This window comes from Streptosporangium sp. LJ11 (assembly GCF_051918945.1).
Classification (GTDB): domain Bacteria; phylum Actinomycetota; class Actinomycetes; order Streptosporangiales; family Streptosporangiaceae; genus Streptosporangium.
In genome coordinates, this window is the sequence record NZ_JBPXMB010000001.1 from 133502 (window position 1) to 154638 (window position 21137).

The 21137-nt window shown below is 71.5% G+C and carries 23 protein-coding genes; 13 read left to right on the plus strand and 10 right to left on the minus strand.

Annotation, left to right across the window (positions count from 1 at the left end; translation table 11 throughout):
- Positions 1-133 precede the first annotated feature (133 nt).
- Both ACTOQ3_RS00675 and ACTOQ3_RS00680 read left to right on the plus strand, forming a co-directional pair.
- The gene (locus tag ACTOQ3_RS00675) at positions 134-613 is read left to right on the plus strand and encodes a PepSY domain-containing protein (protein WP_440081363.1); all 480 of its coding nucleotides are present in this window, start codon (positions 134-136) and stop codon (positions 611-613) included.
- Positions 614-794: 181 nt separating this feature from the next.
- The gene (locus tag ACTOQ3_RS00680) at positions 795-1580 is read left to right on the plus strand and encodes an NIPSNAP family protein (protein WP_440081364.1); all 786 of its coding nucleotides are present in this window, start codon (positions 795-797) and stop codon (positions 1578-1580) included.
- Between the two features lie 162 nt (positions 1581-1742).
- Here ACTOQ3_RS00680 and ACTOQ3_RS00685 read toward each other — a convergent pair whose 3' ends face one another.
- Positions 1743-2408 carry a hypothetical protein gene (locus tag ACTOQ3_RS00685; RefSeq protein WP_440081365.1) on the minus strand — a complete coding sequence of 222 codons (666 nt, stop codon included), beginning with the start codon at positions 2406-2408 and terminating at the stop codon, positions 1743-1745.
- Between the two features lie 147 nt (positions 2409-2555).
- Here ACTOQ3_RS00685 and ACTOQ3_RS00690 point away from each other — a divergent pair, with 147 nt between their 5' ends.
- Both ACTOQ3_RS00690 and ACTOQ3_RS00695 read left to right on the plus strand, forming a co-directional pair.
- Positions 2556-2804 carry a hypothetical protein gene (locus ACTOQ3_RS00690; RefSeq protein WP_440081366.1) on the plus strand — a complete coding sequence of 83 codons (249 nt, stop codon included), beginning with the start codon at positions 2556-2558 and terminating at the stop codon, positions 2802-2804.
- A 109-nt stretch (positions 2805-2913) separates the two neighbouring features.
- Positions 2914-3216, plus strand: coding sequence for a hypothetical protein (locus ACTOQ3_RS00695; RefSeq protein ID WP_440081367.1), 303 nt, complete (start codon positions 2914-2916; stop codon positions 3214-3216).
- 196 nt (positions 3217-3412) lie between these two features.
- Here ACTOQ3_RS00695 and ACTOQ3_RS00700 read toward each other — a convergent pair whose 3' ends face one another.
- Positions 3413-4042, minus strand: a complete 630-nt coding sequence (locus ACTOQ3_RS00700; RefSeq protein WP_440081368.1) for a uridine kinase — start codon at positions 4040-4042, stop codon at positions 3413-3415.
- Positions 4043-4333: 291 nt separating this feature from the next.
- Here ACTOQ3_RS00700 and ACTOQ3_RS00705 point away from each other — a divergent pair, with 291 nt between their 5' ends.
- On the plus strand, positions 4334-4729 hold the full coding sequence (locus tag ACTOQ3_RS00705; RefSeq protein WP_440081369.1) for an isoamylase early set domain-containing protein: 396 nt from the start codon (positions 4334-4336) through the stop codon (positions 4727-4729).
- A gap of 208 nt (positions 4730-4937) precedes the next feature.
- Here the strand turns inward: ACTOQ3_RS00705 and ACTOQ3_RS00710 are convergent, their stop codons facing one another.
- Together ACTOQ3_RS00710 and ACTOQ3_RS00715 are read right to left on the minus strand one after the other, a co-directional pair.
- Positions 4938-5381, minus strand: a complete 444-nt coding sequence (locus ACTOQ3_RS00710; protein WP_440081370.1) for a DUF6789 family protein — start codon at positions 5379-5381, stop codon at positions 4938-4940.
- Positions 5382-5442: 61 nt separating this feature from the next.
- Positions 5443-6555, minus strand: a complete 1113-nt coding sequence (locus tag ACTOQ3_RS00715; RefSeq protein WP_440081371.1) for an acetate/propionate family kinase — start codon at positions 6553-6555, stop codon at positions 5443-5445.
- 333 nt (positions 6556-6888) lie between these two features.
- Here ACTOQ3_RS00715 and ACTOQ3_RS00720 point away from each other — a divergent pair, with 333 nt between their 5' ends.
- Entirely contained in the window at positions 6889-7236 is a 348-nt protein-coding gene (locus ACTOQ3_RS00720) for an STAS domain-containing protein (protein ID WP_362687222.1), read from the plus strand.
- Positions 7237-7369: 133 nt separating this feature from the next.
- Here ACTOQ3_RS00720 and ACTOQ3_RS00725 read toward each other — a convergent pair whose 3' ends face one another.
- Positions 7370-7588, minus strand: a complete 219-nt coding sequence (locus tag ACTOQ3_RS00725; protein ID WP_440081372.1) for an EF-hand domain-containing protein — start codon at positions 7586-7588, stop codon at positions 7370-7372.
- Between the two features lie 154 nt (positions 7589-7742).
- On the opposite strand from ACTOQ3_RS00725, the gene ACTOQ3_RS00730 reads away from it, so the two are divergent.
- From ACTOQ3_RS00730 to ACTOQ3_RS00740, 3 genes are all read left to right on the plus strand, one after another.
- A complete protein-coding gene (locus tag ACTOQ3_RS00730; RefSeq protein ID WP_440081373.1) occupies positions 7743-8222 on the plus strand; it encodes an N-acetyltransferase family protein in 480 nt (159 codons plus the stop codon).
- A 380-nt stretch (positions 8223-8602) separates the two neighbouring features.
- Complete coding sequence (locus tag ACTOQ3_RS00735; protein ID WP_440081374.1) at positions 8603-9652, plus strand: lytic polysaccharide monooxygenase auxiliary activity family 9 protein; 1050 nt, start codon at positions 8603-8605, stop codon at positions 9650-9652.
- A 166-nt stretch (positions 9653-9818) separates the two neighbouring features.
- Entirely contained in the window at positions 9819-10382 is a 564-nt protein-coding gene (locus ACTOQ3_RS00740) for a cellulose binding domain-containing protein (RefSeq protein WP_440081375.1), read from the plus strand.
- Between the two features lie 44 nt (positions 10383-10426).
- Here ACTOQ3_RS00740 and ACTOQ3_RS00745 read toward each other — a convergent pair whose 3' ends face one another.
- Both ACTOQ3_RS00745 and rpmG read right to left on the minus strand, forming a co-directional pair.
- Positions 10427-10672, minus strand: a complete 246-nt coding sequence (locus tag ACTOQ3_RS00745) for a type B 50S ribosomal protein L31 (RefSeq protein WP_440081376.1) — start codon at positions 10670-10672, stop codon at positions 10427-10429.
- A gap of 2 nt (positions 10673-10674) precedes the next feature.
- Positions 10675-10839, minus strand: coding sequence for a 50S ribosomal protein L33 (gene rpmG / locus ACTOQ3_RS00750; protein ID WP_329084587.1), 165 nt, complete (start codon positions 10837-10839; stop codon positions 10675-10677).
- A gap of 262 nt (positions 10840-11101) precedes the next feature.
- On the opposite strand from rpmG, the gene ACTOQ3_RS00755 reads away from it, so the two are divergent.
- On the plus strand, positions 11102-12841 hold the full coding sequence (locus ACTOQ3_RS00755; protein WP_440081377.1) for a sialidase family protein: 1740 nt from the start codon (positions 11102-11104) through the stop codon (positions 12839-12841).
- Between the two features lie 127 nt (positions 12842-12968).
- Complete coding sequence (locus tag ACTOQ3_RS00760) at positions 12969-15389, plus strand: Tex family protein (RefSeq protein ID WP_440081378.1); 2421 nt, start codon at positions 12969-12971, stop codon at positions 15387-15389.
- 276 nt (positions 15390-15665) lie between these two features.
- Here ACTOQ3_RS00760 and ACTOQ3_RS00765 read toward each other — a convergent pair whose 3' ends face one another.
- A complete protein-coding gene (locus ACTOQ3_RS00765; RefSeq protein ID WP_440081379.1) occupies positions 15666-15863 on the minus strand; it encodes a hypothetical protein in 198 nt (65 codons plus the stop codon).
- Positions 15864-15866: 3 nt separating this feature from the next.
- On the minus strand, positions 15867-16412 hold the full coding sequence (locus tag ACTOQ3_RS00770; RefSeq protein ID WP_440081380.1) for a GNAT family N-acetyltransferase: 546 nt from the start codon (positions 16410-16412) through the stop codon (positions 15867-15869).
- Positions 16413-17234: 822 nt separating this feature from the next.
- Between ACTOQ3_RS00770 and ACTOQ3_RS00775 the strand changes: the two genes are divergently transcribed.
- Positions 17235-18647 (plus strand): ricin-type beta-trefoil lectin domain protein, encoded by a 1413-nt coding sequence (locus ACTOQ3_RS00775; RefSeq protein ID WP_440081381.1) that lies wholly within the window; start codon positions 17235-17237, stop codon positions 18645-18647.
- A gap of 63 nt (positions 18648-18710) precedes the next feature.
- Positions 18711-20087, plus strand: a complete 1377-nt coding sequence (locus ACTOQ3_RS00780; protein WP_440081382.1) for a ricin-type beta-trefoil lectin domain protein — start codon at positions 18711-18713, stop codon at positions 20085-20087.
- 121 nt (positions 20088-20208) lie between these two features.
- Here ACTOQ3_RS00780 and ACTOQ3_RS00785 read toward each other — a convergent pair whose 3' ends face one another.
- Complete coding sequence (locus ACTOQ3_RS00785) at positions 20209-21108, minus strand: MOSC domain-containing protein (RefSeq protein ID WP_440081383.1); 900 nt, start codon at positions 21106-21108, stop codon at positions 20209-20211.
- Positions 21109-21137: the final 29 nt, after the last annotated feature.

Below are 21137 nucleotides of genomic sequence, written 5' to 3' on the forward strand. Positions count from 1 at the left end.
TGCGGTCCCCGGCGACCGGATCGCACCGAGGCGGGTGCGGGAAGACAGGGAGCCGGAGCCGCTCGACGGCCTTAACCTGCCTTTAGGGTTTCCGCAGCGTGCCGCTAACGGGAGCCCCGGCAGGCTTGGGGACATGCGAAACACGACGAAACTCACCATCGCCGCCGCCGGACTTCTCGCCGTCGTCTCCGGAGGCGGCGCAGTAGCCTTCGCCGGAACCGCGACGCCCACCCCGGCCCCCAGCGGTACGGCGACGACTCCCGTACCGGTGACCGAGACGCCCGGGGCCCGGACCACTCCCGCGACCCCCGCGCCCGGCGAGGCGGAGGCCAAGGTCAAGCGGGACGCGGCCATCAAGATCGCTCAGGACAAGGTGCCCGGCGCCAAGCTCGTCAAGGCCGAGTTCGACGGCGACAAGACTCCCACCAGCTGGGAGATCGAGCTCCTCGAGGGTGACGTGGAGCACGAGTTCGACGTCGACGCCACCAGCGGCGCGATCCTGGAGCAGGACCAGGAGACCGAGACCGCCGCCGAGCGGGCCGCCGACGACGCCGACGACGCCAACGACGCCAACGACACCGACACCGACACCGACGACCAGGACGACGACTGACGGGGTTACGACTGACGGCGAAGGAGCCCGTGACACCTCGCGTGTCACGGGCTCCGCGCTCGAACCGGCCGGACACGACGGTGGCGGCCCGGCCACGGGAGCAGGTCACTGACGCAAGGTGTCAGTGACCTGCTCCTAGCATGCGGGCACCACTGAGCAGTTCCGGGAAGGACCGATCACGGTGACGAACGACGCCCGTCACGGGCAGGCGGAGAACACCTGCTGCCCGATCCTCGAACTGAGGCGGTACACGCTGCACCCCGGCAGGAGGGACGACCTGGTCACCCTGTTCGACAGGGAGTTCGTCGAGTCCCAGGAGGCCGTGGGCATGCGCGTCGTCGGCCAGTTCCGCGACCGGGACGACCCGGAGCGGTTCGTCTGGCTGCGCGGGTTCCGTGACATGGAGTCGCGGGCCGGGGCGCTGGCGGCCTTCTACGGAGGACCGGCGTGGAAGGCCCACCGCGACGAGGCCAACGGGACGATGATCGACTCGGACGACGTCCTGCTGCTCCGCCCGTCGGCCCCGGGAGCGGGCTTCGACCTGTCGGGCGCCGCCCGTCCCGCGGCGGGCGGCGCGGCGACGGCCGGTCCCCCTGCGAGCGACGAGGCGACCTCGTCGTGGTTCACCGCGACCGTCTGCCACCCGGACGTACCCGGCGACGAGTTCGCCCGGTTCTTCGATGACCGGGTGGCGCCGCTGCTGGCGGAGACGGGCGCCGCCCCGCTGGCCCGCCTGCGGACCGAACACGCCGAGAACACCTACCCCGCATTGCCGGTACGGACCGGCGAAGACGTCTTCGTGTGGTTCTCCGCCTTCGCGAGCCGGGAACGGCACGACGAGCACGCCGCACGGCTCGCGCGTTCGGCGAGGTGGACACGGGAAGTGCTTCCCGAGCTGTCGGCGCGCCTGGTCGCTCCTCCCGAGCGGCTGAACCTGACGCCGACGGCGAGATCCCTGCTCCGCTGACCCGGGCCGCGGGCGAGACTCCATCGACCCGGGCCATGCGCGAGACTCCGCCGCCCCCAGCCGCGGGCGAGACTCCACCGACCCGACCCGACCCGACCCGCTCCGTGGGCGAGCCGCCCGGCCCGCCCACGGCGTTCGGCGCCGCCGTACCCGCCCCGGCGGTCAGCGTCGCCGTACCCGGTAGGCGAGAGCCGTGAGAGCGGCGATCCCCGCAAGCGCCGCCAGCACGTACGGGGGCCGCCACCAGGTTTCCTGCTCCACGACCGCGACGGTGGTCGTCTCCACCGGTGAGCCTCCGGCGGGCGCCGCCGCCGGAGTGGCGGCGGGCGTGGGGCCGGCGAACTCGGAGGGAGTGCCGTCGCCGACGGGGACGCCCGGCGGGCGGATCACGCCCCAGTAGTCCCGCTGCGGCTGGGCGGCGATCGACCGCTTGAGGTCCTCGGGAATCGGGGCGACCTCCAGCCGGCCGGGCACCGTCAGGGTGCCGATCCGGTGGGGTGCGAACCAGCCCTGGATCCCCTCCACCTCCCAGGTGCCCTTGGGCAGGGAGACCGCGGCGGCGTAGTGGGCGGGCTCCTTCAGCTCCACGCCGGAGAACGTGAAACTCCTCGTGCCGTCGGTGAACTTCAGCGCGACCTCGCCCAGGTCGCCGCCCTCGTACGGGTGGGTGCCGTGCTGGAGCAGCCAGAAGCCGAGGGTGTACGTCGTGTCCGGGCTCGTCACCGGGACCGGGTCCATCACGGTGAGTGCCCAGCCTCCCGCCCGTGCCGGGGCGCCGAGGGCGAGCAGGGGGACGATGAACGCCAGGAGGAAAAGGATTCTTCTCATGCGGGAGGTACACCGGCCGGGCCTGCCGGGTTCCCGCCGCCGCGCGGAGCGCCTCCCGGCCGCCGAGATCGCGGGACCGGCGAGCGGGACCGGGCGAGACGGCCAGAACCGTGGAGTCGAGGCCGGAAGCAGGGGTATGGACAGCAAATGAGCGTTCAGGAAGAACTGCGGCAGGTCGAAGAGGACCTGGAGAGACTGCGTGCCGAGGTCGCCGACATGCGAAGGCAGGTCGGGGAGGTCGGTCCCACCGACCCCACCGAGCGGTCGATGATGATCAACCAGGCCGACGAGCAGGAGATCCTCGTCGGCGAGCTCGAAGCCAGGCGCGAGGACCTCCTCAAACGCCTCGGCGGGGAGAGCGAGCGCGACCACGCGAGACCGCGCGAGACGACATAGGACGACGAGATCCACTCGGCCGAGATACCTCCACCTGCGGCTCGTCACATTCGGTTATCCGCCATTTCCCGGGGTAACCATAAGAACGAACCATCATCAGGGGGATGAAATGATCAATATGCTTCACAAGATGGGCGTGAAGTCCAGCATGATGTACGTCGCCGGGCTCGCCTCGATCGGCGCGTCGGTCGCGGCGTGGTTCACGTCGAACTCGAAGGAGCACGCGGGAGTCGACCGGGCGGACCGGTGGGGGATCTTCGTGGGCGAGTGGGCGCCGACCTTCTTCGCGATGGGAGTCGCCCTGCGTCTGGAGGAGAACCGCGAGGAGATGCGGTCCTCCGCCGAGCAGGAGTCACTCCGCGGCTCGTACACCGACACCGAGGGCAGGATTCCCTCGCGCGCGGGCGTGTAGCCCCGCCGTCGGACGATCGGAGGCAGGGCGCGTCCGAGGGACGCGTCCTGCCTCCGCGTCCGCCCGTCACCCTCGTCCGGGTTCCGGCCCCGCCCGTCCGGGCCCTGTCCCCGCCGCCGCTCCCGCCCGGCTCCCAGGTCCGGCCCCGTCCCGCTCCCACGTCCCGGTCTCGGGTTCCGTTCCGCCCGGAGACGCGTCATGACACGGTGACCAGGGCCGGGTGTCTCGGGTCGTCGACGCGGACGACCACGTCCGCGGCCTCCGCCGGGGTCACCTCCTCCTCGTAGCGCGCGTAGGCGGGCAGCGTCCAGCGCTGCTCGTCCGGGGTGCGCCGGGCGAGCGCGCCCGGTGAGAGCCGCAGATGCACGGTCAGCTCGAACGGCAGTCCCCGGCCCAGCAGCAGGGGTCCGGCCAGCAGCAGCACCCCGCCCGGGGGAACCGTGACGTAGGGCGCGCGAGTGGCCCTGTCGACGACGCTGTCCCACAGCGTGGGCAGCACCTTCCCCGACCGCCCGGGGTCGAGCGGTCTCAGGACCTCCCTGGCCAGCCCCCCGTAGTCGAACCAGTCGGCGTAGAAGGAGTCCGGGTCGGTCCGGCCGTACTCGAAGCGGAGCGAGGCCGGACGCAGGAAGTCGGCGGTGGAGACCCGGAGCACCTCCCTGCCGCGGAGCCGGAGCGGGTCGGCCAGCGCGTCGGCGAGGTTCTCCGGCCGCGCCGCCGGAGCTCCGTCGAGCGCGACGCGCACCCAGGAGTCGCGAGGTCGCGCGGCCACCCGGTCAGCGAGTTCCTCCACCAGCGACGACGGGGAGATCGGCCTTATGTTCACCCCACCATCCTGGCCGACGCGCGCCCGCCTCCGGTCAGGGCCGGTCAAGCATCATGGCCGGGTCAAGGTCGGACGTGATGCCGATCAAATATCGGTCTGTCCGGGTTGTCCTGCCGCTACGGGCGGTAACGATCCATATGGATCGACGGCTCGGCCGTGACTGGGCGTCGGCCTCCTGGTCGCGTCACGTCCATGTCGGCGCGATCCGGTAGTTGGCGTGATCTTCACGTCTTTCCGCAACCAAGATCACGGCACGTTACGCACGGAGACAGTGATGTCAGGAGGATTTCAGTGATCAAGCGCGGTAAGCCGACCAAGAACGGCCAGGTCAAGCTGACTTTCAGCATAACGGAGAGCCCGACCGTCGGAGGAGTCTCGCTGGTCGGCGACTTCAACGACTGGGACCCCTACGCCCATCCCATGCAGCGCAGGGACGACGGCACCTACCAGGTGAGCCTGATGGTCCCCGCACGGCAGCCCATCCGCTTCCGCTATCTCGCGGACGGCGGCGTGTGGTTCGACGACGCGGACGCGGACCACCACGACGAGCACGGCGGCCGGATCAACCCCGCGGACGTCGAGGAGGCGCCGGAAGGCCCCAGCGCGGCGCGCGGTACCGTCGGCAAGCCGATGCGGCAGACGCTCTCTGCCGGGCAGCCGGTCTCGGCCTCGGTGGCCGCCTCCTAGTATCTCGGTGACCGCTCGTAGGACGGGATCCCCTTCGCGGGGCAGACCGTTCCACCGTCTCCGCGATCAGTGTGACGGTCCGCCCCGTCCCCTCCCGGCAGGGACACGGAAGGGGCGGACCGCCCCGCGGGAACTCGCGGGCGAACCCGCCGGGCCCCGGGCGGGGAGACCGCTCCCCCGCGAAACCCGGCACGTGCCGTGCGGGCCGTCAGGTCTCGCGGCGGAGGCCGTTCGCCGCGAGAGCGAGCGTCGCGCCGTACACCACGTGGCCGGCGGCCATCACCGCCTGACGCCCCGGCCGGTCCTCGGGGATCGGGGGCAGGACCCCCAGTTTCGGCACCCAGCCCTGGTAGCTGACGAACCAGATCGCCAGCCCGTACGTCACCCCGAGCGTCACCGGGGCACGGCGTCCCCCGCACAGCAGGGCGAACGCGGCCCCGCCCGCGGCGCCGAAGCCGAAGTGGGCGAGCGCGCCCAGCACCCGCTCTCCCCGTTTGGGCCGGTGCCTGTGGCCCGGTAGCAGGGCGCGGACGATCCTCTTGGGCGGCTGGTCGCTCATGAGACCCGCGCGGTCTCCGGCGAGCATCACCGCGCTCATCGCCGCGGTGGCGAGGACGCCGCTCTCGGCGCCCCTGACGAGATCACGGGTCACGATCACTTCCCACCTTCCCTGAACGGCTCCCCGAGCGGCGGCCGGACCCCGCATCGGTTCCTCACGCGTGCCGGCCGAGCGCGCCGAGAGTCTCCCTGGCGAGTTGCAGTTCCTCTCTCGGCCGGACCACCAGCACGGGCACGGACGCGCCGGGCGCGCTGACCGTGCCGTCGGCGTCGAGGTCGGTACGGGCGGGCGGCTCGACACCGAGCAGCGAGAGCCTGCGGCAGACGGCCTCGCGGACCTCCGGCTGGTCCCAGCCGATCTCCCCGGTGAACACGAGCGCGTCGAGCCGGTCCAGGCTCGTCGCGGCGGCGGCGACCTCCCGGCTCACCCGGTGCTCGAACACCTCCAGAGCCAGCGCGGCGGCGGGATCCCCGGAGGCGACGAGCTCCCGGGTGTCGCCCGACTTGCCGTCCGAGAGCCCGAGCAGTCCCGACCGGTGTTCCAGGCCGTCGCGCAGCTCGTCGAGCGTGAGCCGGGAACCGGACAGCAGCCACAGCAGCATGCCGGGATCGACGCTCCCCGACCGCTTGCTCATCGGGACCCCCTCCAGCGGGGTGAACCCCATCGAGGTGTCCACGCTGCGCCCCTCGCGGACGGCGCACACCGATGAGCCTCCGCCGAGATGGGCCAGCACCACCCGCAGGGTTCCCTCGGGCCGCTCGAGCAGCTCCGCGGCCCGTCCCAGCGCCCAGGCGTACGACAGGCCGTGGAAGCCGTAGCGGCGCAGGCCGTAGCGGCTCCTCCACTCGGCGGGCAGCGCGTAGGTGGCGGCGGCGTCGGGAAGTCCCGCGTGGAAGGCGGTGTCGGGGCAGAGCACGTGCGGGACGTCGGGCAGCCTGCGCCGGGCGGCCTCGACGAGCGCGAGGGCGGGCGGCACGTGCAGCGGGGCGAGGTCGGCGTACTCCCGTACCGCCTCCAGCACGCCGTCGTCCACGACCGTCGGCTCGCGTACGGCCTCGCCTCCGTGGACGAGGCGGTGGCCGACCGCGGCGAGGCCGGTGCCGGGGGCGGCGTCGAGGAAGTCCGCGATCGCCCGCTCGGCCGCTCCGGGGTCGGGGCTCTGCTCGCTGTGCTCGGTGCGCAGGACCTGTCCGTCCCGGACGAGGTGAAGTTGGAGGCTCGACGATCCCGCGTTGACGGTGAGCACCGCCGGATCAGTGGTTCCCATCCTCCTGGCGTGCCCGGGGGTGGACGGGGCAAACGGTGCCCCGCCACGGGTCCTCGCCCGTCACTCCGCGTGGGCGTCCGAGGTGAGGGCGTCAAGGCCCGTTCGACCGCGCCGACCTGGGACGACGACGTCCGGGCCAGGTGGCGGGAACAGGCCGCGGCGTCCGGTCACCGGCCTTCCTGACCACCGGTTGTTCGTAATCTCTTGTTGAACTGTCATGAGCCACGGGCGTACGGTGGGGCCAGTGGCACCCGTCCTTCGTACGGCTCCCGACAGGGCGCTGTCGCCAACTGCCGTAGACAGCGGGGCGATATGACTCGACTATCCGTCACTGTGGACGCGCATCCACACTTCTCCGTGGTGACCCTGATCGGCGATCTGGACAAGTCATCGGCGCCTCTGCTGGAGGAGAGGCTCGCGGACTTCATGAGGCGCGGCCACGTCTGCCTCGTCGTCGACACGACGGGGCTGGGATTCTGCGACTCCACGGGCATCTGGGTGCTGCTGACGAGCCTGCGGCGCGCCTACGAGCGAAAGGGCTGGCTGCGCCTCGTCGGCGTGCACGGATTCCTCGGCCGCCTGCTCGACCTGACCAGGTTGAGAGAGGCGTTCCCCATCGACTCCACCGTCGAGGAGTCACTGCGCGAGGTCTCCGACGGGGTCGTCCCCGTCTCGCGCTGATCCCGATCGCCGGTGGCGTGCGGAGGTCCTGGCCGGAGACCCCCGGAGGGCGGGTACGGCGACACCCGCTCCCGGAGGAGGCCGCCGGTTCCGGCAGCGGGCGAGGGGGCCGCTGCCGGGCGCCGGAGGCGGATCAGTCGCGAGCGACCAGGCGGACGAACTCCTCGAACGAGAACCGGCCGTCGCCGTCGGAGTCGCCGTTCTGGTTCAGCGACCCGATGGCCTCGGCGGGCAGGGCGGGGAAGTGCTCGCGGAGCTCGCCTTCCGTGATGAACCCGTCGCCATCGGTGTCGATGGCCGCGAACGCCTGCCTGAGCTCCGCCAACCGCTCCCCGCTGGGCTCTGTCGACATGGGACCCACCTCTCTCAACGACCCGCACTTCGATCAGCAGACAACTTACGGGAGGAACCCTCCGTCCAGCCAAGCGGCCCCATATAACATGCTTTATCATCAAAAATCCCTTTTAAGGATCGGCTCGTCCTCGGCCCGCGCCTAGACTTCGGGCATGATTCGCCCCGCAACGCCGGACGACGTCCCGGCGATCATCGACATGATCCGCGGACTCGCGGAGTACGAGAGAGCGCTGGACAAGGTCGAGACCACCCCCGACATGCTCCACGAGGCGCTCTTCGGCCCCTCCCCCAGCGTGTTCTGCCACATCGCCGTCGACGGGGAGAGGACCGCCGGGTTCGCGATCTGGTTCGTCTCCTACTCGACCTGGCTCGGCACCCATGGCATCTATCTCGAGGACCTCTTCGTCCACCCCGAGCACCGGGGTGGCGGGTACGGCAAGAAACTGCTCGCCACGCTGGCGGGCATCTGCGTGGAGCGCGGCTACGGCCGCTTCGAATGGTCGGTGCTCGACTGGAACACCCCGGCCATCGACTTCTACCGGGCGATCGGCGCGGAACAGGTCGACGAATGGGACAGGTACCGGCTCTCCGGCCCCGCGCTGGAGAAGGTCGCGGCGGGAAGCACGCGGTAGCCGTACCGGGAAAAGGAACTCGTCCCGGGCCCGCCCTCACGGCGAAGACCGGCCGGAACACCCTCCCGGCCGGTCCTCCGTTCTGTCGTACGGCGTTCTCCCACCTTCCGGAGGCCCGCGCGTGAAAACCCCGCCAAGACACGCTCCGGCCGTGAACCTTTCATCTCGCGAAACCGCCGCACACCCGCCCTGAACTGGTACGACGAGCCGTTGCCGCACCACGGAGGAAACACTCCGTTTACACGCCGGGATCGGCGACCTAGAGTCCGTCTCGCGTGAGCGCCTCACCGCCATTGATCAGCGACTCGTCACCCCTCGAAAGGGAGGGTAATTCTGTGAGTAAATGGCGAAGTATGGCTGTCGCCGGTGTGGTCACGTTCATGACCGCGCTTCTTGCCGTCGTCCTCGTTCCCCTACCGGCCTCGGCGCACGGCGCCATGATGACGCCCGGCAGCCGGACCTTCTTCTGCTGGCAGGACGGTCTCTCCCCGCAGGGGAACATCGTGCCGATCAACCAGGCATGCTCGGCGGCGGTGGCCCAGAGCGGGACCAACTCGCTGTACAACTGGTTCAGTCTGCTGCGGTCCGACGGGGCCGGGCGAACCCGCGGGTTCATCCCCGACGGCCAGGTGTGCAGCGGCGGCAACCCCGGCTACAGCGGGTTCGACCTCCCGAGCCCCAACTGGCCGGTGACGCACCTGACCTCGGGCGCGTCCATCCAGTTCAAGTACAACAAGTGGGCCGCACACCCCGGCTGGTTCTACCTCTACATCACCAAGGACGGCTGGAACCCAAACCGGGCGCTGACCTGGGACGACCTGGAGAGCGAGCCGTTCCACACGGCCGACCACCCGCAGAGCGTCGGCTCGCCGGGCACCAATGACGCCCACTACTACTGGAACGCCAGGCTCCCGTCGGGCAAGTCCGGCCGGCACATCATCTACTCGGTGTGGAAGCGCTCCGACAGCGCGGAGACGTTCTACAACTGCTCCGACGTCGTCTTCGACGGCGGCAACGGCGAGGTGACCGGCGTCGGCCGGACGGGCACCGACCCGACGCCCACTCCCACCCCCACTGTGACCCCGACCCCCACCCCCACTCCCACTCCCACCGTGACCCCGACGCCCGGACCCGGCGCGTGCGCCGCCACCTACCGGATCGTCACCACCTGGACGGGCGGCTTCCAGGGGGAGGTGACCGTGAGAAACACGGGCACGGCCGCCTTCAACGGCTGGACGGCGAGATGGACGCTCAACAGCGGCAGCACGGTGAACAGTCTGTGGAGCGCCACGCACACCACATCCGGGTCCACCGTCACGGCCAAGAACGTCGAGTGGAACCGGACGATAGCGGGTGGTGCTTCGACCACCTTCGGATTCACCGGAACGGGAACCAGCGGCTCCCCCTCCGTCACCTGTAGCAGCCCCTAATGGGACGCGGTCCCCGCCGGTGCGTACCGGCGGGGACCGACGCGCGCCCGGCTCCGTCCCCGCCCCGCACCGGCGGAACGGAAAGACCACCGGGCCGCCGCGTCCGCTCCGGACCACCGCCTCCCCACGGCCGCCGCGCCCTCGCGAAAGGGCGGAAGGGAGTTTCGTGCCGCCCACCACGAAGATCGCCCCACTGCTGGGTCTCGTCTCGCTCGGAGCGGCGGTGGCCCTGATCGTGGCGGCCTGCGCCGGCCGGACGCCGGAGGGCGGGCACACCGTGGCGCATCAGCCCTCCTCGTCCTCCCACCACGCCGCCCCGGCGTCCCCGTCCGTCCGCGGAGACACCCCGGCATCCCCGGCGTCCCCGGCGTCCTCACCCCCCACGCCCGTTCACGCGACTTCCAAGCGCGACACCACCGCCAAGGCCTCCGCGAGGTGCCGGGCGACGGTCACCCTGGTGGAGTCGTGGCCGGGTGGCTACCGGGGCGCCGCGACGATCAGCAACACCACCGACCGGCCGATGCACGGCTGGTACATCCAGTGGATGCAGCCGCGCGAGGCGACCTTCAGGCAGTCCTGGAACGGCACCCACATGCAGAGCGGTCCCGTCGCGATGATCCATGCTCCTGTGGAGAAGCCGTCGCTGCCGCCGGGGGAGACCGTCTCCGACATCGGCTTCGTGGGAGCCGCCGCCACTCCCCCGACCTTCACCGAGATCACCTGCGGCTGACGGGACCGGCACGGCCCGAACAGGGCCGGCCGGTCGGTCCGGTGTCAGCGCTTGGCGTAGCGCTGCTTGAATCGCTCGACGCGCCCGGCCGTGTCGACGACCCGGCTGCGCCCGGTGTAGAAGGGGTGGCTCGCCGAGGAGACGTCGACGTCGACCACCGGGTAGACGTTGCCGTCCTCCCACTCGACGGTCTTGCGGCTGCCGACGGTCGAACGGGTCAGGAAGGCGAAACCGGCACTCGGGTCGCGGAAGACGACCGGGTGGTAGTCAGGGTGGATGCCCTTCTTCATGGCTATCTGTCCTCTCGGAACGGAACATGCTGGCGGACGATCGGGTCGTACTTGACGAGGGTGAGCCGGTCGGGGTCGTTACGTCGGTTCTTGCGGGTCACATAGGTGAAACCGGTGCCCGCGGTCGACCTCAGCTTGATCACTGAGCGCACCTCGTTCCTGGCCACGGTCGGCTCCTCTCGGGTTGACGGGTCGCACGATGCCGATGATAACGGTTTTCATTTGCTGAACATTCCCGCCCACGGGCCCCAGATCGCGACCGGCGGCCCCGGCTCCGGCCCCGTCCGGTGACGACCCGACGGTGACGTCCCGACGGTGACACCGCGCACCGGGCGCGGGCCGGCACCGTTCCCGGGCGCGGGACGACGGCCGTGCGGGCGTCACCCCCCGGTAACCTCCCGTCCATCCGCCCCCTGTTCGCTGTGATCCATGCCGTGGCCGGAAACCGAGATCGTCGGATCGGACGTCAGCCCTCCCGTCACCGTGTACGGCACGGTGGACAGGAGTCCCGACGGGGAGCTCGCCCACGAGGGCAACAGGGTTCCCGACATCGTCGCCCTGGACCACCGGCGACTGGTGGTCGCCTGGCGGGCCGGGGTGCGGGACGCGCGGGACCCGGCGCCGACCGACCAGGGCTCCATCATGTACGCCCGCTCGCAGGACGGCGGCCTGACGTGGACGGTGGGCACGCTCGCCGCCGCCACCGCGACGACCCGCTACCACTACGTGATCCTCCTCAACGACGCGGGTACGCTGTACGCGCTGCTCGGCGTGATCTCCGTCGAGCGCGACCGCGACCGGGAGGGCGAGGTCGACGGCTTCCCCACCTCGCTGGCCGTCAGGAGGAGCACCGACGGCGGCCGTACGTGGACCGCCTTCCCCGTCACCGTCGACGTGCCGGACAACGCCAGGGGCGTGGTCGTCGCGGGCAGGCCGCTGCGGTTCGGCGGTGTGTGGCTGGTGCCGTACTGGCGGCACTCGGGCGGCACGAACAAGGCGGGCGTGCTGCGCTCCGCCGACCTGGTGACCTGGACCTCCGGCGGGATCGCGGAGAACCCACCGGGGGTGGCGATCGAGGAGCCGCAGATCGCGCTCTCCCAGGACGACCCCGGGACGCTCGTGATGGTGACCCGCGCCCTGGACCTGAGGAGCGGGACCTCGGCGGCGGCACGCGACGCCCGCTACCGCTCGGGAGCGGCCCACAGCGCCACGGCGACCAGCACCGACGGCGGGCTGACGTGGTCGCCGCTGAGGCTGGACGCGGACCTGCCCAACTACTACGTCAAGACGTTCTTCACGCACGACTCGGCGGGCCGCCACCTGGCCATCTTCAACACGCTGGCCGGGCCGTTCACCGGCTCCTCGGCGAGCAAGCCCGACCAGTATCGCGAGGTGCTCTACTACAAGGTCAGGCGGCCCGGCGAGCCCTGGGAGCCGGCGCGGCTCTTCGCCGACGGCCCCCGGCTGACGAGCGGCGCGGCCCGGGGATGGGACGTCTACCCCAGCGCCGACGAGTACGAGCCCGGCCGGTTCTTCGTCGTCTGGGAGCACAACCAGACCAACATCAAGGTCGCCAGGCTCGACATCTCTCGTCCCGTCTCGCCCGCGCCCCTCGCCGCGGGCGACTGGACCACCGGCGCGAACGCGAGAGGCTGGACGCTGGGCGGCGGCGCGCGGATCGCGGGCGGCGGGCTCCGGCTCGCGAGCACCGGCACCGCGGCGTGCCGGGCGTCCTTCCCCCTCGACGCCTCCAAGGGATGCGACTTCACCCTGGAGTTCCGCGGCCGGGTGGACGACGACAGCGCGCTCGACCCGCGTACCGGCAATGGTGTGTGCCTCGGCGCGAAGGTGGCCAACGGCGCCAGGCGGCTCATGCTGACCGTCCAGCGCAGCGGGGTCTGGACGATGCGCAAGGGCTCCGCCGTCTGGGAGAAGGTCTACTCGCTGGACACGGCCGGCCGCACGGCGACCTGGAGGGTACGGGTGGACAGCGCGGGGACGGCCCGGCTGTTCAGGGACGGCGCCGACACCGGGGCGACCTGGGTGATCCAGGACAGCAGGGAGAGTCCCCAGCTCACGCACTGGGTGACCGGCACCTCCGGCGGCAACGCGGCCGGGGCGACCGTCGAGTGGACCCGGCTCACCCCCACCCTCGAGGTACTGCCCTGACTTCCCCGCTCCCCGTACGACCGCACGGTTCTTTTCCTGCTCTCAGGTGATTCATCCCTCCGGCTCTCCGGCCCTCCAGGGGGTGAGGCGGTAGCTTGGAGACCGCCATCACAGAGGAAGAGAGATCGTGACCACGTCTATTCATCAGCGGATCGCCGAAGAGCTGGGTGTGCGCGAGCGACAGGTGAGTGCGGCGGTGGACCTGCTCGACGGCGGGGCCACCGTGCCGTTCATCGCCCGCTACCGCAAGGAAGCCACCGAGATGCTCGACGACACGCAGCTGCGCACGCTGGAGGAGCGGCTGCGCTACCTGCGGGAGCTGGAGGAGCGGCGCACCGCGATCCTGGAGTCCATCCAGGGCCAGGGCAAGCTCGACGACACCCTGCGGGCGCAGATCCTGGCGGCCGACTCCAAGGCCCGCCTGGAGGACATCTACCTTCCGTACAAGCCCAAGCGGCGGACCAAGGCGCAGATCGCCAGGGAGGCGGGGCTCGAACCGCTCGCCGACGGCCTCCTGGCCGACCCGTCGGTCGACCCGCGGGCCGCGGCGGAGGCGTTCGTCGGCGAGGGGGTGGCCGACGCGGCCGCCGCGCTGGACGGCGCCCGCGCGATCCTGGTCGAGCGGTTCGGCGAGGACGCCGACCTGGTCGGCGAGCTGCGCGAGCGGATGTGGACGAAGGGCCGCCTCGTCGCGGCGGTCCGTGAGGGCAAGGAGGAGGAGGGCGCCAAGTTCTCCGACTACTTCGACTTCGCCGAGCCGTTCACCAAGCTGCCCTCGCACCGGATCCTGGCGATGTTCCGCGGGGAGAAGGAGGAGATCCTCACCCTCACCCTGGAGCCCGAGCAGGAGCCCACCGGCACCTACGAGGGCCGCATCGCGCACCACTTCGGCATCTCCGACCAGGGACGGCCCGCCGACGCGTGGCTGGCCGACACGGTCCGCTGGGCCTGGCGCACCCGCGTCCTCGTCCACCTCGGCATCGACCTGCGGATGCGGATGTGGCAGGCCGCCGAGGAGGAGGCGGTGCGCGTGTTCGCCGCGAACCTGCGCGACCTGCTGCTCGCCGCGCCCGCCGGGAGCCGCACGACCATGGGGCTGGACCCCGGGCTGCGCACCGGGGTGAAGGTCGCGGTGGTCGACGCGACCGGCAAGGTGCTGGCCACCGACACCATCTACCCCCACGAGCCGCGCCGCCAGTGGGACCAGTCGCTGGCCACCCTCGCCGCGCTGGCGAAGAAGCACGACGTGGAGCTCGTCTCGATCGGCAACGGCACCGCCTCGCGCGAGACCGACAAGCTCGCGGGCGAGCTGGTGAAGCTGGTTCCCGGGCTGACCAAGGTCGTGGTGTCGGAGGCCGGGGCCTCCGTCTACTCCGCCTCCGCGTTCGCCTCGCAGGAGCTGCCCGGCATGGACGTGTCGCTGCGCGGCGCCGTGTCGATCGCCAGGCGGCTCCAGGACCCGCTGGCCGAGCTGGTCAAGATCGATCCCAAGTCGATCGGCGTCGGCCAGTACCAGCACGACCTCGCCGAGACCAAGCTCTCCCGCTCGCTCGACGCCGTGGTGGAGGACTGCGTGAACGCGGTCGGCGTCGACGTCAACACCGCCTCGGCGCCGCTGCTCACCCGCGTCTCCGGCATCGGCTCCGGGCTCGCGGAGAACATCGTCCAGCACCGCGACGCCAACGGCCCGTTCCGCTCCCGCAAGGCGTTGAAGGAGGTCCCCAGACTCGGCCCGAAGGCCTTCGAGCAGTGCGCGGGCTTCCTGCGCATCCGCGGCGGCGACGACCCGCTCGACACCTCCAGCGTGCATCCGGAGGCGTACCCGGTGGTGCGGCGCATCCTGAAGAGCACCGGCGGCGACCTCGCGTCCCTGATCGGCAACGGCACGGCGCTGCGGGCCCTGCGCCCGCAGGAGTTCGTGGACGACACCTTCGGCCTGCCGACCGTCACCGACATCCTCGCCGAGCTGGAGAAGCCGGGCCGTGACCCGCGTCCCGCCTTCAAGACCGCGACCTTCAAGGAGGGCGTGGAGAAGCTCTCCGACCTCACGCCCGGCATGCTGCTGGAGGGCGTGGTCACCAACGTCGCCGCCTTCGGCGCGTTCGTCGACGTCGGCGTGCACCAGGACGGCCTGGTCCACGTGTCGGCGCTGTCGCACACCTTCGTCAAGGACCCGCGCGAGGTGGTCAAGCCCGGCGACATCGTCCGGGTGAAGGTGCTCGACGTCGACATCCCGCGCAAGCGCATCTCGCTCACCCTCCGGCTGGAGGACGACGTCAAGCCCTCAGGCCCCCGAGGGCCGCGCGACCAGCGCGACCAGCGCGACCAGCAGGGCGGCGGCGGGCAGCGCCAGGGCGACGGCGGCGGCAGGCGCGGTGGCGGGCAGGGCGGCGGACAGGGTCGCGGCGGGCAGGGTGCACAGGGCGGGCAGGGGCGCGGCGACCGGCAGCGCCAGGAGGGCGGCGGCCGGCAGCGCAACGCGCCGAGCGGCGCGATGGCCGACGCGCTGCGCCGCGCCGGGCTCGACGGCTCCGGCGGCAAGCGCTAGGCACCCGTCGCGCCCCCGCACGGGACACACCGCCCCGCGTGGATGCGCGGATCGGGTGCCGCGACGACCGCAGGCACCCGAGCGGCATTCGGGACCGGCAGGGCCACCGCCTTCACACGGCGGTGCCCTGCCGTCACCTCTGAGCCCTACCGTCTGGCCGGGTTCACCTGAACCGGGTCACCGTACGAATGCCAGGCGTGTGGAGCCCCCGCCGGCGACCGGTACCCGGCGCCGTGTCGCCGGCGCGGGACCGGCGGCCGGTGGCACCGGCCACGCTCACCGGGAGCGGCGGCCCCGGCGGAAGGCGGAGACGGCGAGGACGAGGCCGACGGCGAGGGTGGCCAGGCCGATCCAGAACCACTCCCGCGCACCGCTCATGGAGCTGCCGCCCACGTAACCGAGGCCCTGGAGCGCCCAGAGGCCGCCCGCCAGGACGAGCAGGACGCCGAGGCCGATCGGAAGCCAGGTCTTCATCGCTCACACGTCCTTCGTGGTGCGCGGGTCGTGGAACTCGGAGGCGAGCAGGCCGAACAGCGCCTCGTCGACGAAGGACCCGGCCACCCAGGCGTGCCCGCGGAGCGTGCCCTCGCGCCGGAAGCCGGTCTTCTCCGCGGCGGCGATCATCGCGCTGTTGGTGGCCAGCGTCTCCAGGCCCAGCCGGTTCAGGCCGCGGATGCGGAAGGCGTAGTCGCACAAAAGCCTCAGCGCGTCGGGGGCGTAGCCGTGGCCGCGCGCCTCGGGAAGCAGCGAGATGCCCAGGTGCCCGTTGCGGTTGAGGGTGTCGATCCCCCAGACGCTGCCGGATCCGAGCAGATCCCCGGAGAGGGACTGGATGGCGAAGCCGACGTTGGCCGGATCGGGCTTGCGCTGCTCGTAGTGGGCGATGACCTGGTCGATCGTCTCGGGAACCCAGGGCGCCGTGGTCGCTCCGGCCGCCGTCTCCACCTCGTCGTTCAACCGGTGGAGCGGGACCAGGTCCTCCTTGGTGATGGCCCTGAGCAGGACCCTGTCTCCACGAAGCATCAGCGAAACCCCACTGTCGATCGGCGGCGGCGCGCGAGAGGACTCGCCACCTACCGGACATCACACCATACGAAAAGTCGGAAAGAACACTGAATAACGTCACGCCGCGGATGGTCGGGACGCCGTCCCGCCACGGGCGCGGAGCCTCGCACGCGGCACCGGATCACAGGGCGCCGCGGCCGGTACGGCGCCGTGCCCTGTGATCCGGTGCCGCACGCGCCTCTCCCACCGCCGCCCCCGGATTCCCTGACAGGAGATCCTGACAGGAAGGCTTCCTGGAACGTTCCCTTCAGGGGTTCCACGGTAAACAAACTTTCCTTTTTACCACCAGTTCACAGCGTTCCGCACAAGCCGGAACCCGAAGCCGTGATGCTTTTTTTACTCCTTGTATTGACTTGAGAATGAAGGCTGGCCTAAGGTCCCGGGCAAGCGAGACCTTGCCGTGAAGGGACCCCCATGACTCGCTTCCCCTGACGCCGGACGGCGGCGGGCGTGGTGATCACGCTCGCCCCGCCGCCCTGACCACACCCCGTCACGAGTGCGGGGCGCACTGGCCGCCCCCCGCCCGTGAAGGCTCCCGTTCTCCCTGCCGTATCCGTCGCGGCAGGGCCCAGGACGCGCCGAGCAAGCGCGTGCCGCCGCAGGGCGGGCCCGCCCCCGGGCCACCGTGCGGCCGCTCGTGGAAAGCACGCTCGCCGCGTCCGGCACCACCCGCATGTCACCCCCCTGATACGGGTCGTGACGTCACGCGCGCGCGTCGCGTCCCCACCGGGGCGTGGCGTCACCCGTACGTCACTCCCCAAGACGGAAGGAAATCCGCGCATGGACACCGGACAGTCGCCTCGCCGGCGCCGTCGCATGTCGCTTCCCACCACCCTCGGCGGGATGTTCACCGTCGTCGTCCTCGCCCTCGCCGGCGTGACGACCGCGACGCCGGCCGCCGCCGCCACCGGGCAGATCACCGGCATCGGCGGCAAGTGCGTCGACGTCGCCGCGGCCAACAGCGCCAACGGCACTCCCATCCAGCTGTACGACTGCAACGGCAGCGCGGCACAGCAGTGGACCCGCGGCGGCGACGGCACCGTGCGCGCCCTCGGCAAGTGCCTGGACGTCACCGCCGCCTCCACCGCCAACGGAGCGCAGATCCAGCTGTACGACTGCAACGGCACCGCCGCCCAGCAGTGGACCTACAGCGCGGCCCGGGATCTCGTGAACCCGGCCGCCAACAAGTGCCTGGACGCCACCGGCCAGTCCAGTGCCAACGGCACCCGCCTGCAGATCTGGACCTGCACCGGCACCGCCAACCAGAAGTGGAACGCCCCGAGCGACGGCGGCAACCCGCCCACGGACCCCCCGCCGGCCGGCAAGATGGCCGGAGCCCCGTACCTCTACATGGGCTGGGGCAACCCGCCGAGCCCGGCGACGATCATGAGCACCACCGGCGTGAAGTCCTTCACCATGGCTTTCATCCTGTCCGGCGGCGGCTGCACCCCGCGCTGGGACGGCTCCAGGCCGCTGGCCGGCGGCACCGACCAGGCCGCGATCAACCAGATCAAGGCCGCGGGCGGCAGCGTGCAGGTCTCCTTCGGCGGCTGGTCGGGCAACAAGCTCGGCCCGAACTGCTCCACCCCGGCCGCCTACGCCGGCGCGGTGCAGCAGGTCATCGACGCCGTCGGCCCCGCGGTCGTCGACTTCGACATCGAGAACAACGACGAGTTCGAGAACTTCACCGTCCAGGACCGCATCCTCAACGGCCTGAAGATCGTCAAGCAGAACAACCCGAACGTCAAGATCGCCGTCACCTTCGGCACCGGGATCAACGGCCCGAGCTCGACCGGTGTCCGCCTGATCAACCAGGCCAGGGCGCTCAACGTCCCGATCGACAACTACACGATCATGCCGTTCAACTTCGGCGCCTCCAACATCTACAACGCCACCGTCAGCTCCGCCGAGGGCCTGAAGAACGCGCTCAAGGCCGCCAACGGCTGGACCGACGCGCAGGCGTACGCCCGGATGGGCATCTCCGGCATGAACGGCCTGTCCGACCAGGGTGAGCTGACCACCGTGGCGGCCTGGACCCAGATCCGCGACTGGGCCAGGTCCAAGGGCCTGACCCGCCTGGCCTACTGGGCGGTCAACCGCGACCGCCCCTGCCCCGGCGGCGACGCGGGCTCCGAGTGCAGCGGCATCTCCCAGCCCAACTGGGAGTTCACCCGTATCACGGCCGGCTTCTAGACCGTGACGCCCCCTTCCAGTCCTTCCAGCCTCCAGCGGACACCGGATCGAAAGGAACAGCCGATGACCTCCACCAGCCCGGCGCCCCTTCCCGGCCCCCGCCACTCGCGGAGCCACTCACCGGACCACTCGCAGGGCCGCTCGCGGACGCGGCGCGCGCGGCTCGGCGGCCTCCTGGCCGCGACGCTCCTCGCCCTCGGCTCCGCCACGCTCGTCCCCTCCCCGGCGGGCGCCCAGGCCACCGCCGCGCGGAGCACCGCCGCCCAGCCCGCCGCCCAGCGGGCCCTGGCGGCGCCCGCCCCCGGCCCCCTCGTGTGGTCGGACGAGTTCAACGCCGCCTCCGGCGCCGGCCCCGACACCACCAAGTGGCGCCGGGACGTCGGCGGCGGCGGCTGGGGGAACAACGAGCGGCAGTACTACACGGCCGGCAACGAGAACATCGCCCACGACGGCGCGGGCAACCTGGTCATCACCGCGCGCAAGGGCAACCCCGCCGGACTCGGCTGCTGGTACGGCTCGTGCGAGTACACCTCGGGCAAGCTGACCACCGCCGCGACCTTCACCCGCGCCTACGGCCGCTTCGAGGCGCGGATGAAGCTCCCCCGGGGCAAGGGCATGTGGCCCGCGTTCTGGATGCTGGGCACCGGAGGGGCCCAGTGGCCCGCCAACGGCGAGATCGACATCATGGAGAACGTCGGCAGCGTCCCCGGGCAGGTGCTCGGCAGCCTCCACGGCCCCGGCTACTCCGGGGGCAACCCGCTGAGCGGCAGCTACAACCTCCCCGCGGGCCAGGCCTTCGCCGACGCCTTCCACACCTTCACCGTCGACTGGGAACCCGGCGCGGTGACCTGGTACGTCGACGGCGTCCAGTACTCCAGGAAGACCCCCGCCGACACGCGGGGCAACCCCTGGGTCTACGACCACCCGTTCTTCATGATCCTCAACCTCGCCGTGGGCGGTAACTGGCCCGGCTCGCCCGACGCCTCCACCACCTTCCCCCAGCAGCTCACCGTCGACTACGTCCGCGTCTACGCCCCGCCCAGCGGCGGTGGCCGTACGGGACAGATCACCGGTATCGGCGGCAAGTGCGTCGACGTCGCCGCCGCCTCCACCGCCAACGGCACTCCCATCCAGCTGTACGACTGCAACGGCACCACCGCCCAGCAGTGGACCCTGGGCACCGACGGCACCGTGCGCGCCCTCGGCAAGTGCCTGGACGTCACCGCCGCCTCCACCGCCGACGGAGCGCAGATCCAGCTGTACGACTGCAACGGCACCACCGCCCAGCGGTGGACCTACAACGCCGCGACCCGCGATCTCGTGAACCCGGCCGCCAACAAGTGCCTGGACGCCACCGGCCAGTCCAGCGCCAACGGCACCCGCCTGCAGATCTGGACCTGCACCGGCACCGCCAACCAGAAGTGGAACGCCCCCACCTGACCGACCCCGACCGACCTGACCCGGCCTTACCCGGCCTTACCCGGCCTGACCCGGCCCGTCGCGGGCCGGAACCCTCACCCTCGGTTCCGGCCCGCGACGGGCTTCTCCCGTTCGCCGCCGCTCACGACGCGGTGACCGTGTCACCGACCGCGATCGTGCCGAGGGCGCGCGGGATGCCGAGCCGGCCGAACATGACGCCGCGATCGCCCTCGAAGACCCGGGTCCGGTAGCCGGCCAGCACCCGGAGAGGCTCGCCGTTCTTGCGTGCGGAGTCCTGGTCGACGTTGATGATGACGCAGCGCGCGCAGGGCTTGATGAACTCGATCTCGGCGGCGCCGACGCGCAGCGTGGACAACGCGTCCTCGCCGTAGGGACCGAGGCCCTCCAGCACGATGTTGGGCCGGAACCGGTCCATCGGCAGCGGGCCGTCCACGCGCCGGTTCAGGTCGTCGAGGGACTCGCGTGACAGTACGGAGAGCGGGTGGGCGTCGGCGAACGCCAGCGTGCCGCCGCCCCGCGAGGTGGGCCGGGTACCGGCGAAGCGGACCAGGCGGCAGGGCGCTCCGAGAAGGTCGGAGAACCACGCGGCGGCCACCTCCCCCTGGTCCACGCCCTGGCAGGACTTCCCGTGCACGGTCACCTCCAGCACCGGCCCGTCCACCGGCTCGTGGACCAGGGGTGTCACCGCCCCGGGCGCGCTCACGACGAGCTTCGTGCCGTCGTACGCGGGCCGCAGCGTCGCCAGCCGGGGCAGCTCCCGCTGCGACAGGTGCCGCAGGTCCGGCCGGACCAGCATGAACTCGCGGTCGTGCCGCAGCCCGGTCGGTGTCAGCTCGGCGCCGGCCAGGGAGATGCCGCCCGCGCTTTTGAGCGGGAAAACGTTCAGTTCCACAACGACGGCGACCGCGCTCTCCCCGCCGCGCGCCGAGCCCTCCCGCGCGAATCCCTCGCGCGCCGAGCCTTCACCTGGGGATTTCTTCCCCGTCCTCGCCGGGACCGCACCGTGAAAGTCGTGCACCATGTATCGGACGCTAGGACATCCACCCGGAA

Excerpts from the sequence above, each read along its gene's own strand:
- ACTOQ3_RS00755 (WP_440081377.1), top strand. The coding sequence starts at position 11,102 with ATGCCGTGGCCGGAAACCGAGATCGTCGGATCGGACGTCAGCCCTCCC.
- ACTOQ3_RS00675 (WP_440081363.1), top strand. The coding sequence starts at position 134 with ATGCGAAACACGACGAAACTCACCATCGCCGCCGCCGGACTTCTCGCC.
- ACTOQ3_RS00730 (WP_440081373.1), top strand. The coding sequence starts at position 7,743 with ATGATTCGCCCCGCAACGCCGGACGACGTCCCGGCGATCATCGACATG.
- ACTOQ3_RS00735 (WP_440081374.1), top strand. The coding sequence starts at position 8,603 with ATGACCGCGCTTCTTGCCGTCGTCCTCGTTCCCCTACCGGCCTCGGCG.
- ACTOQ3_RS00685 (WP_440081365.1), bottom strand. The coding sequence starts at position 2,408 with ATGAGAAGAATCCTTTTCCTCCTGGCGTTCATCGTCCCCCTGCTCGCC.
- ACTOQ3_RS00715 (WP_440081371.1), bottom strand. The coding sequence starts at position 6,555 with ATGGGAACCACTGATCCGGCGGTGCTCACCGTCAACGCGGGATCGTCG.
- ACTOQ3_RS00785 (WP_440081383.1), bottom strand. The coding sequence starts at position 21,108 with ATGGTGCACGACTTTCACGGTGCGGTCCCGGCGAGGACGGGGAAGAAA.
- ACTOQ3_RS00695 (WP_440081367.1), top strand. The coding sequence starts at position 2,914 with ATGATCAATATGCTTCACAAGATGGGCGTGAAGTCCAGCATGATGTAC.
- ACTOQ3_RS00745 (WP_440081376.1), bottom strand. The coding sequence starts at position 10,672 with ATGAAGAAGGGCATCCACCCTGACTACCACCCGGTCGTCTTCCGCGAC.
- ACTOQ3_RS00765 (WP_440081379.1), bottom strand. The coding sequence starts at position 15,863 with ATGAAGACCTGGCTTCCGATCGGCCTCGGCGTCCTGCTCGTCCTGGCG.
- ACTOQ3_RS00725 (WP_440081372.1), bottom strand. The coding sequence starts at position 7,588 with ATGTCGACAGAGCCCAGCGGGGAGCGGTTGGCGGAGCTCAGGCAGGCG.
- ACTOQ3_RS00690 (WP_440081366.1), top strand. The coding sequence starts at position 2,556 with ATGAGCGTTCAGGAAGAACTGCGGCAGGTCGAAGAGGACCTGGAGAGA.
- ACTOQ3_RS00775 (WP_440081381.1), top strand. The coding sequence starts at position 17,235 with ATGGACACCGGACAGTCGCCTCGCCGGCGCCGTCGCATGTCGCTTCCC.
- ACTOQ3_RS00780 (WP_440081382.1), top strand. The coding sequence starts at position 18,711 with ATGACCTCCACCAGCCCGGCGCCCCTTCCCGGCCCCCGCCACTCGCGG.
- ACTOQ3_RS00770 (WP_440081380.1), bottom strand. The coding sequence starts at position 16,412 with ATGCTTCGTGGAGACAGGGTCCTGCTCAGGGCCATCACCAAGGAGGAC.